The organism is Vibrio sp. 811, assembly GCF_033339195.1.
This window is the reverse complement of the sequence record NZ_JAWOUB010000009.1, coordinates 85,534-103,112: the sequence shown is the minus strand read 5'-3', so window position 1 is coordinate 103,112 and position 17,579 is coordinate 85,534. Positions and strand designations below refer to the sequence as shown.

The following is a 17,579-nucleotide window of genomic DNA, read 5'->3' as shown; positions in this document are numbered from 1 at the left end:
TTACTCCAGATTGGCATTACAAGTCAGGTTAGTGAGTTTCGTTCCCCAACTCGAGTAGAGTTGCGTTACCACCCACCGCGGTAATATTTATCGTTCGAGTGCGCTCAGTAATGAAGCGCAACGAGAGATGAGGATCATGAGCCAATTTCGGTGACTCTAAATCCGTTTCAGAAACTAAGCCGACGATTGCACCGTCACGCTTAGCTAGTTGAAGATTGAGCGCATGCTCAATCTGTGAACGCCCAACATAACCCACACTACGTACATCGCTCTCAAGCAACGGGGCAGACGCATCGTACGCAACAACCTGGACTAAGTTAGATGGGAAGTTTGCCAACGCTACAGCTTGCTTAACCAGTTGGTTTAGCTCTGCATTGTCACTGCAAACGACCACACTGTTGCCTGCAATTAAGGCACAGGTGATCATCGCAAAAGCACTGTATAACGCATTATCAGCAGGCTCGATGTTGTTTTCACAAATCACCAAAGCCACACCACGTCCTGCGGCATACAGTTCGTTAGTTTCCCCTGTAGGGCCAACTAACTGGTGAGTTTCTGCAAGAAGAGCTGATGCTTGTTGCAAGTGGTAAGAAACCACCTTGGCAACGGTAGACTGCTGCCCTTCTAGTGCAGATTTAAATGCCAGAACATGCTCGCATTTGTAATCAAAATCAGTCAGATTCCACTGCTCCCACGCAGAGAATGCATCTTTAAAATAGGTGATCTGATGAACCATAATGCGACTCCTTATGCGTTTTCTGCTTGAGCAAGAAGATGTTGAGTAAAGCGGAATAGGTAGTGTGGACCACCAGCTTTCGGGCCAGTACCCGACAAGCCTTGACCACCAAACGGCTGTACACCAACCACAGCGCCAACTTGGTCTCGGTTGATGTAGCAGTTACCTACTCGTGCATGTTTCTCAATCCAACGGTACGTGGTTTCGTTACGGCTATGGATACCCATCGTCAAGCCAAAACCCGTTCTGTTGATCTGCGCAACCACGTTCGGTAATTCAGACGCTTTAAAGCGAATAATGTGCAAGATTGGACCAAATTGTTCTTCTTTCAGCACATCGATGCCCGAGATTTCAAACGCACTTGGTGAGACAAAGTCACCATGCTGGCACGATTCATCCAGCTGTAGCTGAGCGACTTTAGTCTGTGTTTTGCTCATTTGCTCAAGGTGAGCGAGGAGTTTTTGTTTTGCATTGCTGTCGATAACCGGACCAACATCTGTTTTGTGTAGGTAAGGTAAACCAACATGCAGTTCATTCATCGCACCCTGAATCAGGTTGATCATACGGTCTGCTACATCTTCTTGTACAAATAGAACACGAAGGGCAGAACAACGCTGACCAGCAGATGCAAACGCCGAACGAATCACATCACGCACCACCTGCTCTGGCAATGCAGTACTGTCCACAATCATTGCGTTTTGGCCACCTGTTTCCGCAATAAACGGAACTGGTTTCGCGCTGCGCTCCGCGAGCGTGACGTTAATGCGTTGCGCCGTTGCCGTTGAGCCAGTGAATGCCACACCAGCAATAGCATCATGAGAAGTCAGTGCATGACCGATCTCAGCGCCGCGACCAGTAAGTAACTGAATCACACCTGCAGGGAAGCCAGCATCAAGCATTAGTTCAATAGCGCGAGCGGCAATTAAGCTTGTTTGCTCAGCAGGTTTTGCAACCACTGTGTTACCCGCAATCAGTGCTGCCGTCACCTGACCAAGGAAGATAGCCAACGGGAAGTTCCAAGGGCTAATACACACAAACACACCAAGACCTTCACGGCTAGAAATGCGTTTCACACCATCAAAGCCTTCTAGCTCAAATGGCTGTAGGTTTTGCGCTTGTTTCGCGTAATAACGACAGAAATCCACCGCTTCACGAACTTCATCAATGCTATCGTGAATCGTTTTACCCGCTTCTTTGTGGCAAATCGCCACCAGCTCAGCTAGGTTTTCTTCCATTAAGTCAGCAAGCTTTTCTAAACAAGCCGCTTTTTGCTCAACAGGAACGGCTTTCCAATCAGAGAAAGCAGTTTGCGCCGCATCAATTGCAGCGGAAACGTGATCAAGAGTTGCAAATGCCACTTTGCCGACTTCAATTCGGCGATCGTATGGTGCGGTGATGATCTCAGCCGCATTTTCCTTGATCATGCTTTCGGCAAAGCGCTCACCATTGATCATCGGGCCTGCAACCCACTGATTGTCCATGAAGCTTTCGACCTGCGCTTCAAATGGCTTCGCCTCACTGTCGATATCAATGTTGACGCCGTATGAGTTCTTACGCTCAGGGAAGATGTCGGCAGGTAATGGGATCTTGTCGTTGTGTAGCGTGTCAAAACCCGTCAACACATCCACAGGGTGATGGGTCAACTCATAAATCGGACAACGCGCATCAACTAGACGGTGTACAAACGAGCTGTTCGCACCATTTTCAAGCAGACGACGAACCAAGTACGGAAGAAGATCAGCATGGCTACCGACAGGAGCATAAATACGTACTGGCTGACCGTACATTTTCATAACATGGTTATACAGAGAATCACCCATACCATGCAGGCGCTGGAACTCGTATTCTTTGTGCTCCGCCATGACAGCAATTGCCGTCACCGTGTGAGCATTGTGGCTTGCAAATTGTGGGTAGATATTACCGCGAACACCTTCGCTAAGTAGGAAACGAGCACAAGCTAGGTATGCAACGTCCGTCGCTTCTTTGCGAGTGTATACTGGGTAATTTGCATAACCCGCTTGTTGAGACCACTTGATTTCGCTGTCCCAGTACGCGCCTTTAACCAAACGCAGAGGAATAACGTCACCTTGCTCTTTTGCGAGTGCATTTAGCCACACCAAGACTGGTAGCGCACGTTTTGAGTAGGCTTGAATAACCAAACCAAACTTGCCCCAACCTTTCACAAGATCGCTACGGTACACTTTCTCAAATAGCTTCAGAGAAAGCTCAAGGCGATCCGCTTCTTCTGCATCGATTGTGATTGCAACGTCGACTTCAATTGCACGTTTCAATAGCTGCATTAGTGAGTCATACAACTCTGTCATTACACGTTCTTCATTTGCGACTTCGTAGCGCGGGTGTAATGCAGAAAGCTTGATGGAAATCGAAGGCGCAGGGCTGGTGTCGTTACCGTAAGTCTCGCGACCCACCGCTTCGATCGCCATTAGGTAATCTTTGAAGTACTTGTTCGCGTCCGCTGTAGTTAACGCCGCCTCACCCAACATATCAAACGAGTAGGTGAAACCTTTGTCGCGCATTGGACGACCGTTCTTCTGCGCTTCTTCGATCGTGCGACCACGAACAAACTGGTGACCCATGATCTTCATTGCCTGATACATGGCTTTACGAATCACAGGCTCAGAGAATTTATTTACCAGACGGTTTACAGCCTGACCTGGGCTCTGGGTGCCTTGCTCACCAAGACCAACCACTTTACCTGTTAGCATGAGGCCCCATGTTGATGCGTTAACAAACACAGAGTCAGAGTTCTTCAGGTGAGATTTCCAGTCTGCGACACTCAACTTATCTTTAATCAAAGAATCTGCTGTCGCGGCATCTGGGATGCGCATTAATGCTTCTGCAAGACACATCAGCAAGATACCTTCTTGAGTATCTAAGCTGTATTCCAGCAATAAAGCATCAATCATCTGGATTGACTTCTTATCGGCACGAATGGCTTCGATAAGGTGGGTCGTTTGGGTAGTGATCGCCGATTTTTCATCCTCTGTCGGCGTCGCTAGTGGCAATAGTTGCTCTAGCCATTGAGACTCGTCCACCATATATAATGGCGAGATCAGTGACCACAACTTATCAAGCGGCTGCCCGATAAATTCCGGTGTCAACACGTTCGTAGCTGTAAACATGTGTGTTCCTCAATCTCACTCCTCGAAAACCGCTTCGAGGATTATCAATGGCTGGCAGTGTATTTTGAGGCCGATAAGAATACTTGTCAAAAACTACGACATTTTTGCCAAAAACTCGCTTTTATAACAAAACATCCACATAGTCACATTCAAATAGGTAATATTTTGTGTTGTAAATTTTAATTTTTTCATTGCATTCACAACAAAATATCAAGAATATCAATAAGATTTTTGTGAAGAGCTCGTTCTAAGAGAAAATGTAGGATCAAGTGGCATATCAACCACTGCAAAGAACAGAGAATTTAAAAAAACGAGAGATAGGTCACGTGAATAAAACATAAAAAAACCATGCATAGTGCATGGCTTTATTCTGATTGATGATTATTTGACCTAAAAAAACGCGTTGTTATCCAACTTGTTTTTTATAACGGGAAGGTGATATTCCCTGTAAGCGAGTAAAAGTATGAGTAAAAGTACTCTGGCTTGAGAAGCCAGTAAACTCGGCAATTTGCCCTAAAGAAAGGTGCCCTTGCTCGATTAATTCACGAGCCATGTCGATACGCTTTCCGAGAACATATTGATGAGGTGTAATCCCCATCTGCTCTTTAAACAAGCAATGGAACTGACTTTCCCCAAGAAACACTCGCCCGGCCAATTGAGCCACACTAATCTTATGACTCAGGTGCTGCTCAATGTAACGATCAATCGCCTCCAAATCAAAGCGCGACTCTTTTCGACTGGTCTCAAATGCCGAGATATGGCGCTGCATTAATGCAATCACAGTGTCGTTACACGCACGACTTAACAGCAGGTCATCCGGATGGTTTCGCATTTCCTGAACCAACATCTGTATCAGCTTCTGAATTTGACTATCTAACTGGAAGTAGACATGGTCTCTCTCCAGGTTATTGATTTTTTGAAGCATTTCAGGATCATCATTTGTCGGTTTGGGCATATTCAGCACCAAAATATCCGATTGATTGATGACGCCACCGAAAGCATGATCAGAGCATGCGGTAACCACACAACCTTGACCAGGGCCGACAAGATTACCTCGCCCGCGCACTTCAAATTCGGCTTGCCCTTTTAAACCAATCACGATCTGCGTATAAGAATGATCGTGGCAATCCATATAAGACGGAAGTGTGATCAGCTCCGCCGGCTTTGGCAGCATAATCTCTTGATATGAAAGGATTTTTTGGTTATCTGAGTCACTCATTTTAAACAGTCGTCTTTACACGGTCAGCTTACGTCTTCGCATCATATACCTTCTTTGTTGGGTTGCAACTTTTACCCAACTCAATCGACAAGATCAAATCAGCATGATTAAGTTCATTTACATGATCATAGTTCCGGAACGATGATCATGCGAGGTTAATTTACGGTCAGTGAGCAACCAATTTTATTAACAAAAACGGATAGATAGGCAACACCTTACGTATACATAATCAATCAATGTAAAGATCCTTATTACCGAACAATCCGTTATTTTGTAAAACATCGTGCTCCATATTAGATAGGTCGTCCCTGAAACGGATCGAAACCCACGCTTAAACTCAACATAGAGGGATTTCCCCCCTTACTAATATGCTTCTGATTCAATACATTAGTTATCGAGCTTTAAGATGCATACGATCTAAAGCTCTCGGTATCTCATTGATACCTCTAACTTACTTAGCAGACCCTCGCTAGGTAATTTAGAACCTCTTCTACACGTCGACAAGATTATATCTTGTGTTGCCAGCCCGTCTTCAGGCTGGCTTTTTTTTCGCTTCTCAACAATGAAAACAATGGCATAAGCTGATATCATAGCTTTTGTCTCACTGTCCCTCTCATATGCTTAGGTGCTGCTCTTTCACTCACAAGTGATATGAACGTCAACCACACTACAACTGAGTTGTAGGAAGCATGATCAAGGACGATACGAGTTGTAAGCCGAACATTAGGCGGACATCCGTGAGCGCACATATCTGTAATGAAACAGACCATTTTCCCAATTAAACTCTTCGTTCCATTTCGTCGTTGTCTATGACTACCTGACGAAAACATCGAACACCATGAATTTAATTGGATTGAGCGCCAATCAACGAACGTGTTCTAGCAACGTAACTGCCTACTTGGCAACATCAATACGAGCCATATAACACGGACGTCTCTGTATTGGTATAAGCAGTATGTAGTGAGTCCTTTTGTGAATATTTCAGTCGATACCATAGAACAATCCCTCCTTAAACAGCTACCAGGTTGTTGGGGATGCAAAGATAAAGATTCGGTATTCCTATACGTAAACCAGGAATACGCAGAACTGTTAGGGCACACATCGCCCGAGGAGTGCTTGGGTAAAACTGATTTTGATATGGCCAGCCCAACCACTGAATGCGCGCAAGAATTTCAACGCCAAGATAAACACGTTCTCGAAACTGGCGAGTCACTAAAAATTCTGGATATCCACCCTTATCCAGATGGCCGCTGGCGAGCACATATATTTACTAAAACACCGTGGCGAGATGACAATGGCGACATTGTAGGCACCATTTTCTACGGAAGAGAACTCACCGACACTGCCGTGATTGAAGTCGGGTATTGGGTTTGTCGTGCTATCAGTACCAACCCAAATCAACAATCCATCTTTCGTTTCTCTGACTTACAACCAAAACCAGAGAAGCTCACATGTCGCGAGCAAGAAACGCTTTTCCTCCTGCTCTACGGCAAGAAGCCACAATTCATCTCTCAGGTCATGGACATATCAACAAAAACCGTTGAAGGTCACGTCGCACGCTTACGTAATAAGTTTGCAGCGAACAGCAAGAACGAACTAATAGATAAAGCAATGGAAGCAGGCTACGGCTCTGTTGTACCCAAAACGCTGCTTAAGCATCAATTATCGGTTGTGTTGAATGGAGAGCGATAATTCGCATCGCTTCCACCTACAAAAACACCGCCCCAATTCGGCGGTGTTTGTTTATTCATGAGGGACCATAAGCCTATGGCGCTAAACGATCAATGTCCCAACTTCCATCATGCTGGGAGAAAAGAAAACGATCGTGAAGGCGATGTTCGCCACCTTGCCAAAATTCGATGCTCTTTGGTTTTACGCGAAAGCCACCCCAAAAGGTTGGTACTGGTATTTCACCCTTAGCAAACTTCTGTTTTAGCTCTAAAAACTTACCTTCCAACACACCTCTGGCAGAGATACGGCTACTTTGTTTGCTCGCGATTGCGGCCAACTGGCTCTCTTTAGGACGAGAAGTAAAGTATTTCATATTCTCTACGGCGGTAAGCTTTTCAGCCACACCAGTAATATGAACTTGGCGCTCTAACGGGTGCCAAGGGAAGTGCAAACTAATATTGCTGTTATGCTCTAGCTGCTGGGCCTTGCGACTGCCTAGGTTGGTGTAAAACACAAAACCATCTTTGTCGACGTTTTTCAATAGAACAATGCGTTGAAACGGCATGCCATTTTCATCAACCGTTGCAACTGTCATCGCAGTCGGGTCCGTTAAACCCGCTTCAACTGCTTGCTCTAGCCACAGATTAAATTGATCAATAGGATCAGCTTTCAAATCTTTACGACGCAGCCCACCTTTGGTGTACTCACGACGAATATCAGCAAGTTCCATCTTTACTCCTTCACTCGTTTTTGTCGATTGTGCTCCCGATACTGAGGAAATACAAGGACATCATTGTGCTTGTTATCGTTGCCGCTCACAGCATCACAGTGCGTCATTTGATACCATGACACAAAAAACCAGTGAGCCGATCGTGAACTTACTCAACCCCAAAGCCCTACGTCATTTTTTACTGCTACTGTGTGCCGTCGGCATTTCAGGGCTTGCGCTTACTCATCATTACGCAACTCAATACCAACATGATCAATGGCAACAAAAGCTAGAGAGACAAGCCGCGCAAGTGTCACAAGAAGTGGACTACGAACTGGCAAAGTTTGAACAGATACCAAACCTATTAAGTCACGACCCAAGACTACTCAAAGCAGTAGAGCGCGGAACGCCCTCTCAAGAGCTCAACCTACTGTTATCAGATTGGTTGAAGCAAAGTTTGGCCGATACGATTTACGTTCATGACCGCACCGGGTTAGTCATAGCCTCAAGTAACTTTCAGCAAGAAGATACGTTTGTTGGCTCTAGCTTTAGCTATCGCCCCTATTTTAAAAATGCGCGACGCGGTGAGCCCGCTCAATATGTTGGATTAGGCGTGCGCTCGAATAAACGTGGGTACTTCTTCTCATCTCCGCTGTGGGTAAATGAGGAAGTCGTTGGCGTGATCACAGTAAAAGTGAACTTGGAGCAATTAGAACAGCGCCTTTCGCAAACCACGACTGACGTACTCATTACAGATAAACACAATGTCGTGTTTATGAGCAATTTACCAGACTGGCGCTATCGTGCACTTTTCCCACTGTCATCGAGTGCAATAATTGAACTTACCGAAACGCGTCAATATGGCGATACCTTGCCCGAATATTTTGGTGAGTTGACGGCGCACAGTGGTGTCACGGAGTTTGATGACAATCAATTGCTTCTATCACCGAATTACCTCGCATACGCAACACACTTATTGGATAAAGGGTTTCGCGTCGTTGCCTTAATTAACCACAACAGCGTTCTTGCCGCCGTTTTACAGGCCGATATCGTCTTCCTGATCTTATATGCGCTCATTGCTCTAATTGCATTAGCGTGGTTCCAAACCCTAGTTAACAAAGCACGCCTTGCCCATCTCAATGTGAGCCTAGAAGAAAAAGTAGTGCAACGGACACTAGTTCTGAGTGAAGCCAACCAAAAACTACAACAGACCATCCGTCAATATGAGCAAAGCCAACAAGAGCTTAAACAAACACAACAAGAACTGACGCAAGCCGCGAAATTGGCACTGTTGGGCGAGCTATCAGCCAGTATTAATCATGAGATAAATCAGCCACTTTCCGCACTAAGAACCTATACCGAAAACTCGCAGCGTTTGTTGGCAATGGAAAAATACCCAATGGTCGCCGACAATTTGGGCAAAATGCTGACACTTAATGACACCATTTCGGAAGTCATTGCCCGCTTAAAAGTCTTTACTCGGAAAGCCACGCACGATTCACACAATGAAATCTCAGTACTGCACGACGCGGTACATACTGCCACCAGCATTTTGAGCAACAAGCTTATTAAGCAAGGAGTAACACTAAAAGTTCCGGCCATCGACTATGATGTGAAGCTGGCCATTCACAGCGTTGAATTAGAACAAGTGCTGATCAATCTCTTCCACAACGCGGCACAAGCGATGGAAAACCACTGTATCGATCCGCAAATATCCATTGCTGTTCAGTGTCATGATGACAGTTGCGACATTCTTGTTTCCGATAACGGACCAGGGATGTCAGACGAAGCCCTAGCAAAAGTGTTCGACCCATTTTTTACGACTAAGCCGGAGGGTCTTGGATTAGGTTTAACAATCTCCAAGCGGATTATAGAGAGCTATCACGGCTCCCTCTGTGCCTATAAACATCAGAACACAGAACAACAAGCAGGAGGGATGACCTTTATCGTGACGCTACCAATAGTCAATCAGAATAAACGTACCCCAGAAGTGGAAAACGACCATGAATAACCCAGTTTTCTTTGTTGATGACGAACCACACATTCGTGATGCCGTGTCTCAAGCCCTGCTGATTGAAGGGATAGACGTCACCTGCTTACCAAACGCAGTAGAAGCCTTACGCGTAATCGACTCAAATACACCTGCGATTATCATTACCGATATCCATATGCCCGTGATGGATGGCTTGGAGTTTATGCGAACTTTGCGAAGCAAAAACGATCACTTTCAATTCATCGTACTTACTGGACATGGAGATGTGAAAACCGCGGTAGATGCGATGAAAAGCGGCGCGTACGACTTTCTAGAAAAACCGTTTTCAACGGAACAGCTCATGAAATCGCTCAACAATGCCAGCGATAAACTGAACTTGTTGCAAGAAAACATCTGGCTTAAGAAAGAGCTCGACATGCAAACTCATGTTGGTCCGAAAATGATTGGTCACAGTAAGGCCATGGTGAGCATTCGTCGCGCCTTGATCAGTGCGCCTACAAGCCAGCCGCTCATTTTTGTAGGTCAAGATGGTACGGGTCGGCGACTCGCTGCACAATTTGCCCACGACATACATGCAACACCAGATAGTGAGCTAATCGCCGCTTCTGGTGAAGACCTCTATGAGCTTTCATTAGAAGCGCTCGACAAAGCCATACACCGCTTAAGTGAAGGAAAACGCCACTGCAGTTTGTACTTACATAGCGCAGAGCATGTATCATTTGAACAATGGGAATACTTGTTCAAGCACCCGAAACTTGAACGTGTTTTTGGCGCGACCACCCAAGCCGAGCCACCTCTAAAATCCCTGGCGACTCTAATTCACTTACCGACGCTCGATGAAAGAAAGGAAGATATAGGGCCTTTATACAAGCACTTTGTGCGCCACACAGCGAGCCGATATCAGTTACAGCCGCCACATATCAGCCTAGAAGAGGTCAAACACCTCACCAGTCTCGAATGGCCAGAAAACGTTAAGCAGCTACGCCAATTTGCTGAACTTCGTGCCCTCAAGCCAGATACTTTTAGAATGGAAGATTGGAACAGTGAGAAAAGTCTTGAAATTCAGAGTATGACTCAGCGCACAGAATACTTTGAATATTGCTTGTTATTCGATGCATTGCAAAGACATCGCGGCAGACTCAAAGAGGTTCAACTAGAATTACAGGTATCACGCAAAACCTTGTACGACAAACTAAAAAAACATCAGTTGGATAAAGCCAAGTTCAAGGCGTAATAGCTATACTCCGGCGCTAATTATGCTTTTGTTTGATTTAGAAAGTGTAAGAAAGCTCATTTGAAGAGAGAATAACCCTCTTCTCATATTTTATTAGCCGAGCATGCTGACACGATCGGTTAATAATAATAAGATCAAAAAGATAATCCGTAATTATATAAGCAGGGACTGTGATGAGCCGAGATAACTACAACAAACTCAACGATGAAGAGTTGGATTTTGTTGATGACAAAACTGCAGCATTGCTCCTCAATACCCCCAACAGCGCGCGTTTTATGCTTTGGGTTATGGTGCTATTTTTCATTGCAGCAATAGGTTGGGCATCTTGGGCTGAAATCGACAAAGTCACGGTTGGTCAAGGCAAAGTGATTCCCTCCTCACAGATACAAGTAGTCCAAAACTTAGAAGGTGGCTTAGTCAAAGAAATCTTGGTCAAAGAAGGTCAGTTGGTTGAAAAAGGCCAACAGTTACTGCTTATCGACGACACCCGCTTTCGCTCAGATTTTCGTGAACGTGAGCAACAAGTTGCCAACCTTACCGCATCTGTGCTGCAACTATCCGCTTCTATTAACAGTGTTGCCGTTAATCGTGATTTTGAAACGGAAAACTGGCGTCAAAGTGTACTACTTGATTACGGTAAACTGACCTTCCCACCAACCTTGGAAGAGACTCGACCTCAACTCACACAGCGTCAAAAAGCAGAATATCGCGAAGATCTAGATAATTTACGCAACCAACTTTCTGTTATTGACCAACAAGTGCAGCAAAAGCAGCAGGACTTGGTAGAGATCCAAGCACGAGTAAGGAACTTGCGTCAAAGCTACCAATACGCGAAAAAAGAACTCGATATCACCAAACCTTTGGCAGACGAGGGCGTTGTTCCTCGTATTGAACTGCTCAAATTACAGCGCCAAGTCAACGATACCCGTCGTGAAATGACGTCCAGTGAGCTCAAGATTCCCGTATTGCAATCAGCGATTCGAGAATCCATGCTCAACCGTATTGATGTTGCACTCAAATTCCGCTCTGAACAGCAAGAGAAACTCAACAGCGCCCAAGACCAGTTATCTGCTTTGGTTGAATCAGCGGTGGGCTTGGAAGATAGAGTAAACCGAACGGTTGTGAATTCGCCAGTAACAGGCAAAATCAAAACACTGAACATCAATACTGTCGGTGGTGTTATCCAACCTGGTATGGATATCGTCGAGATCGTACCAACAGAAGACACACTATTGGTAGAGGCGAAAATTGCGCCAAAAGACATCGCATTTTTACGCCCAGATCTTCATGCTATCGTGAAATTTACAGCTTACGACTTCACAAAGTACGGCGGTTTAGAGGGAGAGTTGGAACATATCAGCGCGGATACCACTCAAGATGAAGAAGGCAACAGCTTCTACATTGTTCGTGTACGCACCGAAAAAACAAACTTTGGTCAAGATGCAGATTTACCAATCATTCCAGGAATGACAGCATCGGTCGATATCATCACAGGGAAGCGAACCGTTTTGGAATATCTACTTAAGCCTATCTTAAGTGCCAAAACGAACGCCTTGAAGGAGTAAACCACATTAAGATACTCGCGATAGGGAGTATTGAGCGATAAGTGATTAAATAAAAAGCACTTATTTCTCACTGACGAACTCTCTAGAAGAGTATACTTGTGATACGAGTCGAATATGCGATCCAATTTGCAGCGTAAAGTTACATTATTAATCAGCTTAAGTTGTTTGTCGTTCCAACTTGGTGCGCTGAACAGTAAAGAACAACGATGGGTCAATACGGTCACAGCGGTGTACGGCGAACGTGCGGGATTGCGCGTAAATACATGGCGAAAGAACCTCGACTTATTTAAACAATTAGAGACTCATGAACAGCTCGCTGGCGTTAACGACTTTTTTAATCAGCTGTATTTCGTTGACGACATAAAACTGTGGGGAAAGACAGATTATTGGGCTACGCCACTCGAATTTTTAGGGAGTAACGCAGGAGACTGTGAAGATTTCACTATTGCTAAGTACTTCTCTTTACTCGAGCTAGGAATACCAGATTCAAAGATGCGGTTAATATACGTAAAAGCCATCGAACTGAATCAGTTTCACATGGTATTAGCTTACTACCCTACCCCAAGTTCTGAGCCGCTCATTCTCGATAATATCAATCCTGACATTGTCCGAGCCTCTAAGCGTAGCGACTTGCTACCGATATACAGTTTTAATGGTACAAACCTGTGGTTGATGAAGTCATCTGCTAGCACTGGAGAGCTGGCAGGGAAAGCATCACGGTTGAGCCTTTGGAATGACTTACGCTCGCGCGAACGTAAGTTGCAGTTAAATAAACCTAAAATTAACTATGACGAGTGAGAAACATGACCCTATATAAGAAGCTTGTGGTGGGGATGGTTACGGTCTTTATACTCTTGTTGGCATCAGTATTCGTAATCCAATTCAACACGACTCGAGACAGCTTGGAGCAACAGCAACGTTCAGAGGTCAACAACACTATTAACACCGTAGGTTTGGCACTGGCTCCTTACCTAAAGGACAAAGATAAAGTCGCGGTTGAGTCCGTGATTAATGCTCTATTTGACGGCAGCACCTACTCCGTTGTTCGTCTTACAGCATTAGATTCTGACTACCAGATCGTGCGTACTTACCCAGTTAAACCAAGTACGGTGCCACAATGGTTTATCGACATGAATCTATTTAAAGCGATTCACGATAAGCGTGTTGTGACCAGTGGTTGGATGCAGCTCGCCGAAGTAGAAATCATTAGCCACCCAGGCGCAGCTTACGAGCAGCTCTGGCAAGGTTTTATTGGGTTGCTGTCTGTATTCAGTGTCATTTTTCTGGCTGGTTTAGTGGCAATTTCATACATCCTACGTCGCTCGCTAAAGCCGTTAACGGCCATCGTAAATAAAATGCATGAAATCGCGAATAACCAATTTGGTGAACCGCTTGCTCGTCCAAGAACCAAAGATCTTATCGCGGTGGTAGATGGCATTAACATGATGTCTGCTCAAATCGAGCTATCATTCAAAGAGCAAGCCAAAGAGGCGCAACGTCTGCGTGCTCAGGCTTACCTCGATCCTATATCTAAATTGGGTAACCGCTCATTCTACATCAACCAAATCGACCAATGGCTTGCAGAGCAAACGCAAGGGGGTATCGCGCTACTCCATGCTGAATACATTGGGGACATTTACGAGACCAAAGATTACCAACGCGCAGATGCCCACGTTAAAGAACTGTCTCAACGTTTGAAAAACACCATTGATGTACCGGGTGCCACGATTGCTCGCTTGTCTAGTGATGAGTTCGGCTTGCTTTTCCCTCATATGGATGAGAGCGAGTTACGCATTTTATCGGACAGCATCGTCAATTGTGTGAACGGCCTAAATACTGACCCAACAGGCTTAGCAAAACCTAAAGCGTCACTAGGGGTTGCACACAGCAAAGATCAGAAAACGCGTTCTGAAATCCTCTCGATGGTGGACAACGCACTATCGAAAGCCAAAGCGCAACCAGACAAGCCATACGGCTTCATTGGCAGTGATACACCTTCTAGTTTGATGGGTAAACAGCAATGGAAAGCGTTGGTTGAAGAAGCCATTCATAGTGATTGGGTTAAATTCCGTTTCCAAGCTGCGAAAAACACATGGGGTAAAGTATTCCACAACGAAGTATTTTCAAGCATCGAAAAAGATGGTGAAACGTATCGTGCGAATCAATACCTATTCGCACTAGAACAGTTAGACGCCACCAACATCTTTGACCAGTATGTCATTGAATCAATGATTAAGATGCTAGAAAATGGTGAACTTAATGACCCAGTCGCGATTAACATCGCGCAAAGCAGCTTGTCTCAACCATCGTTTATTCGCTGGACAACGAGCATGCTAGAGAAACACGCCAAAGTAGCCTCTAAGCTACATTTTGAAATTCCAGAGGAATGCTTTATCGATCAGCCTCACCACACAGCACTGTTATGTAATGCCATTCGCCAATCAGGTGCTGAGTTCGGCGTAGATAACTACGGACGTAACTTCCAATCTTTGGAATACATCCAAGAGTTCCGCCCGAACTATGTGAAGCTCGATTACCTATTCACACACAACTTGCACGACGAAAAACAGAAATTCACGCTAACGTCGATCTCTCGTACTGCCCACAACCTTGGTATTACGACTATCGCATCGCGTATCGAAACTCAAATCCAGTTGGATTTCCTCACTGAACATTTTGTTGAGGTATTCCAAGGATTCATCGTCGACAAGGAATAAAAAGGTTTATCAACGATGAAAGACCCTTTACTGAATTCGCTCATCTACGTTAGCCGTTACTATGGGTTAGCTAACTCGCCAGAAGCGCTAGTCAACGGACTACCGCTATCTGACGGTAAACTGACCCCATTTTTGCTACCAAGAGCAGCGGAAAGGGCCGGATTGGTTGCCAAGGAAAACCGCGCAGAGCTGGAGAGCATCTCCAGCCTAATTCTGCCGGCAATCTTAGTTCTTAAAGGCGGTGACTCTTGCGTTCTCAACAGCATCAATATGGAGAAACGCGAGGCCGAAGTCACCACCCTAGAAAGTGGAATGGTGCCGATCTCTATTCCATTAGAAGACCTACTTGAGCAATACACTGGTCGGTACTTTTTAGTTAAAAAGCAATTCCGTTTCGATGAGCGCTCTCCCGAAGTGCTCAAAACCAACGAAGGCCACTGGTTCTGGTCCACCTTGTGGCAGTCAAAACGCATCTACCGTGATGTTTTAATCGCATCACTTCTCATCAACCTCTTTGCGGTTGCCGCTCCGCTATTCACTCGCTTGGTGTACGACAAAGTGGTTCCGAATCTTGCGTTTGAAACCCTATGGGTACTAGCAAGTGGCATCTTTGTCGTGTTCCTGTTCGACTTCATTCTCAAGTCGCTGAGAAATTACTTCATTGATGTGGCGGGCAAGAAGTCTGACATTCTGATTTCATCCAAACTGTTCAGCAAAGTGATGGGGATTAGAATGGAATCGAAGCCGCCTTCGGTCGGTGCCTTCGCTCGCCATTTACAAGAATTCGAATCTATTCGAGAGTTTTTTACTTCAGCGACCGTCAGTGCTCTCATTGATTTGCCTTTTGCCATTCTGTTCTTAGTGATTATATGGCTAATGGCTGGCGATCTTGTGTATGTACCGATGGTGGGCGTGGTCATTTTGATTATTCACTCGCTACTGATACAAGGGCCGCTGCGCCGCTCCATTGAGGAGGGTTCACGCCTAGCATCGCAAAAATATGCCAATTTGATAGAGAGCTTGGCTGGGTTAGAAACCGTAAAAATGCTCAGTGCGCAAAGCCAATTCCAATACCGCTGGGAAGAGGCAGTTGCGCACATGGCGAACTGGAATATAAAAAGCCGACGAATTACGGATAGCATTCAAAACGCGGCGGGTTTTGTGCAGCAAAGTAGTAACGTAGGGATGATCATCCTAGGCGTTTACTTGATTGCAGAAGGCGACTTAACCATGGGTGGTTTGATTGCCGCAACCATGCTTAGCGGCCGCGCGATTGGTCCTTTGGTTCAGTTATCCTTACTCTCTACGCGCTACAACCAAGCGAAGTCTTCTATGACAATTATCAATCAAGTCATGGAGATGCCGGATGAACAAGAAGAAGGTAAGCGTTACATTCACCGCCCAATAGTACAAGGCAAAATTGAACTTGAACGCGTGACCTTCCACTACCCAGACTCACCGGTGGCGTCGATTCGAGATTTGAGCTTGACCATTAACCCAGGCGAAAAAGTAGCGATCATAGGCCGTATCGGTTCGGGTAAAACCACGTTAGAGCGTCTCATCATGGGCTTGTATCAGCCGACGGAAGGTCATGTTCGCATTGATGATACCGACATCGCACAACTGCATCATGTCGACATTCGCCGTAATATTGGTTGTGTGCCGCAAGATTCGAATCTGTTCTTTGGTTCTATCCGCGACAACATTACGCTAGGTCGCCCATTAACCGATGACCGTGACGTACTAGACGCAGCGAATCGTGCCGGTGTTACTGCGTTTACGCAATCTGACCCAGCGGGCTTAGAACGCCAAGTTGGTGAAGGTGGTGCAATGCTTTCGGGTGGTCAACGTCAAGCAGTCACGATCGCTCGTGCATTTTTGGGTCGTCCTCCTGTTCTACTCATGGATGAACCAACCAGTGCGATGGATAATCGCTCAGAGATGCACATTAAACATCAATTAGCACAGTTGAAACCTAGTGAAACGCTGATTCTGATTACGCATAAAACGTCTATGCTCGACATCGTTGATCGCGTAATTGTGATGGAGAAAGGCAGCATCATCGCAGATGGCCCTAAAGCGCAAGTGCTGAACGATTTGAAACAAGGCAAAGTGCGTGCGGTTAGCTAGCCTGAATTCACATTGATAAAAGACAAGGGCCCCGTTTAACTTGTGTTTAACGGGGCTTATTTTATTGTGAGCCCGAGATAATTAAGTTCTTCAAGCGCGACCCAAACGAGTACAAGGCCAACAATCACGAATAAAATCATAATCGCCTTTTCATCTTCTTCCATTTTTCAACGCCCTAAAAGCTATTTCAATTAATACACCTTAGGTTATCAGGACAAAAGTCATATTCAGCTCGTTTATAAGGAACTAGCATCATAGAATGTCGGATATGGGATACAGCTCAAAGATTGCTCTTTTCAAAATCACGTCAGCTTTGGTTGAATATAAGTAATACAGCCAAAGAGTTCGCAATGCTCACTAAGTCTTTGATTAACCAATATAGTACTCTGTGGTACCTCAACACAGAGACAAATGGTGTAAAGAAAAATTGTGATTACTTACAGCAAAAAATCAGCTATAAAA

Annotated in this window: 11 protein-coding genes; 7 read left to right on the top strand and 4 right to left on the bottom strand. The window is 45.3% G+C overall.

The window, feature by feature from the left end; translation table 11 throughout:
- Positions 1–28 precede the first annotated feature (28 nt).
- The 3 genes from R7Q46_RS15020 to R7Q46_RS15010 all read right to left on the bottom strand — a co-directional run bounded on the left by R7Q46_RS15020 (position 29) and on the right by R7Q46_RS15010 (position 5,098).
- Positions 29–736, bottom strand: a complete 708-nt coding sequence (locus R7Q46_RS15020) for a delta-1-pyrroline-5-carboxylate dehydrogenase (protein WP_005392153.1) — start codon at positions 734–736, stop codon at positions 29–31.
- A gap of 11 nt (positions 737–747) precedes the next feature.
- On the bottom strand, positions 748–3,879 hold the full coding sequence (putA, locus tag R7Q46_RS15015) for a bifunctional proline dehydrogenase/L-glutamate gamma-semialdehyde dehydrogenase PutA (RefSeq protein ID WP_213866654.1): 3,132 nt from the start codon (positions 3,877–3,879) through the stop codon (positions 748–750).
- 406 nt (positions 3,880–4,285) lie between these two features.
- On the bottom strand, positions 4,286–5,098 hold the full coding sequence (locus R7Q46_RS15010) for an AraC family transcriptional regulator (protein WP_025768702.1): 813 nt from the start codon (positions 5,096–5,098) through the stop codon (positions 4,286–4,288).
- A 972-nt stretch (positions 5,099–6,070) separates the two neighbouring features.
- Between R7Q46_RS15010 and R7Q46_RS15005 the strand changes: the two genes are divergently transcribed.
- The gene (locus R7Q46_RS15005; protein ID WP_081008340.1) at positions 6,071–6,790 is read left to right on the top strand and encodes a PAS domain-containing protein; all 720 of its coding nucleotides are present in this window, start codon (positions 6,071–6,073) and stop codon (positions 6,788–6,790) included.
- Between the two features lie 73 nt (positions 6,791–6,863).
- Here the strand turns inward: R7Q46_RS15005 and pdxH are convergent, their stop codons facing one another.
- Positions 6,864–7,499 (bottom strand): pyridoxamine 5'-phosphate oxidase, encoded by a 636-nt coding sequence (pdxH, locus tag R7Q46_RS15000; RefSeq protein ID WP_005374570.1) that lies wholly within the window; start codon positions 7,497–7,499, stop codon positions 6,864–6,866.
- Positions 7,500–7,614: 115 nt separating this feature from the next.
- On the opposite strand from pdxH, the gene R7Q46_RS14995 reads away from it, so the two are divergent.
- The 6 genes from R7Q46_RS14995 (at position 7,615) to R7Q46_RS14970 (ending at position 17,117) form a co-directional block, all read left to right on the top strand.
- The gene (locus tag R7Q46_RS14995; protein WP_054578584.1) at positions 7,615–9,489 is read left to right on the top strand and encodes a sensor histidine kinase; all 1,875 of its coding nucleotides are present in this window, start codon (positions 7,615–7,617) and stop codon (positions 9,487–9,489) included.
- Positions 9,482–10,705, top strand: a complete 1,224-nt coding sequence (locus tag R7Q46_RS14990) for a sigma-54-dependent transcriptional regulator (RefSeq protein WP_005383565.1) — start codon at positions 9,482–9,484, stop codon at positions 10,703–10,705. The genes R7Q46_RS14995 and R7Q46_RS14990 overlap by 8 nt, the downstream gene beginning before the upstream one ends.
- A gap of 173 nt (positions 10,706–10,878) precedes the next feature.
- Positions 10,879–12,270, top strand: a complete 1,392-nt coding sequence (locus R7Q46_RS14985; RefSeq protein WP_005374562.1) for an HlyD family type I secretion periplasmic adaptor subunit — start codon at positions 10,879–10,881, stop codon at positions 12,268–12,270.
- 114 nt (positions 12,271–12,384) lie between these two features.
- Positions 12,385–13,068, top strand: coding sequence for a transglutaminase-like cysteine peptidase (locus R7Q46_RS14980; protein ID WP_005374561.1), 684 nt, complete (start codon positions 12,385–12,387; stop codon positions 13,066–13,068).
- Between the two features lie 5 nt (positions 13,069–13,073).
- Positions 13,074–14,987, top strand: coding sequence for an EAL domain-containing protein (locus tag R7Q46_RS14975; protein WP_005374560.1), 1,914 nt, complete (start codon positions 13,074–13,076; stop codon positions 14,985–14,987).
- Positions 14,988–15,002: 15 nt separating this feature from the next.
- On the top strand, positions 15,003–17,117 hold the full coding sequence (locus R7Q46_RS14970) for a type I secretion system permease/ATPase (RefSeq protein ID WP_005374556.1): 2,115 nt from the start codon (positions 15,003–15,005) through the stop codon (positions 17,115–17,117).
- Positions 17,118–17,579: the final 462 nt, after the last annotated feature.

What these genes read in the sequence shown, in the direction of transcription:
- R7Q46_RS14970 (WP_005374556.1), top strand. Translation starts at nt 15,003, where the DNA reads ATGAAAGACCCTTTACTGAATTCGCTCATCTACGTTAGCCGTTACTAT.
- putA (WP_213866654.1), bottom strand. Translation starts at nt 3,879, where the DNA reads ATGTTTACAGCTACGAACGTGTTGACACCGGAATTTATCGGGCAGCCG.
- R7Q46_RS14975 (WP_005374560.1), top strand. Translation starts at nt 13,074, where the DNA reads ATGACCCTATATAAGAAGCTTGTGGTGGGGATGGTTACGGTCTTTATA.
- R7Q46_RS14990 (WP_005383565.1), top strand. Translation starts at nt 9,482, where the DNA reads ATGAATAACCCAGTTTTCTTTGTTGATGACGAACCACACATTCGTGAT.
- R7Q46_RS15020 (WP_005392153.1), bottom strand. Translation starts at nt 736, where the DNA reads ATGGTTCATCAGATCACCTATTTTAAAGATGCATTCTCTGCGTGGGAG.
- R7Q46_RS14980 (WP_005374561.1), top strand. Translation starts at nt 12,385, where the DNA reads ATGCGATCCAATTTGCAGCGTAAAGTTACATTATTAATCAGCTTAAGT.
- R7Q46_RS14985 (WP_005374562.1), top strand. Translation starts at nt 10,879, where the DNA reads ATGAGCCGAGATAACTACAACAAACTCAACGATGAAGAGTTGGATTTT.
- pdxH (WP_005374570.1), bottom strand. Translation starts at nt 7,499, where the DNA reads ATGGAACTTGCTGATATTCGTCGTGAGTACACCAAAGGTGGGCTGCGT.
- R7Q46_RS14995 (WP_054578584.1), top strand. Translation starts at nt 7,615, where the DNA reads ATGACACAAAAAACCAGTGAGCCGATCGTGAACTTACTCAACCCCAAA.
- R7Q46_RS15010 (WP_025768702.1), bottom strand. Translation starts at nt 5,098, where the DNA reads ATGAGTGACTCAGATAACCAAAAAATCCTTTCATATCAAGAGATTATG.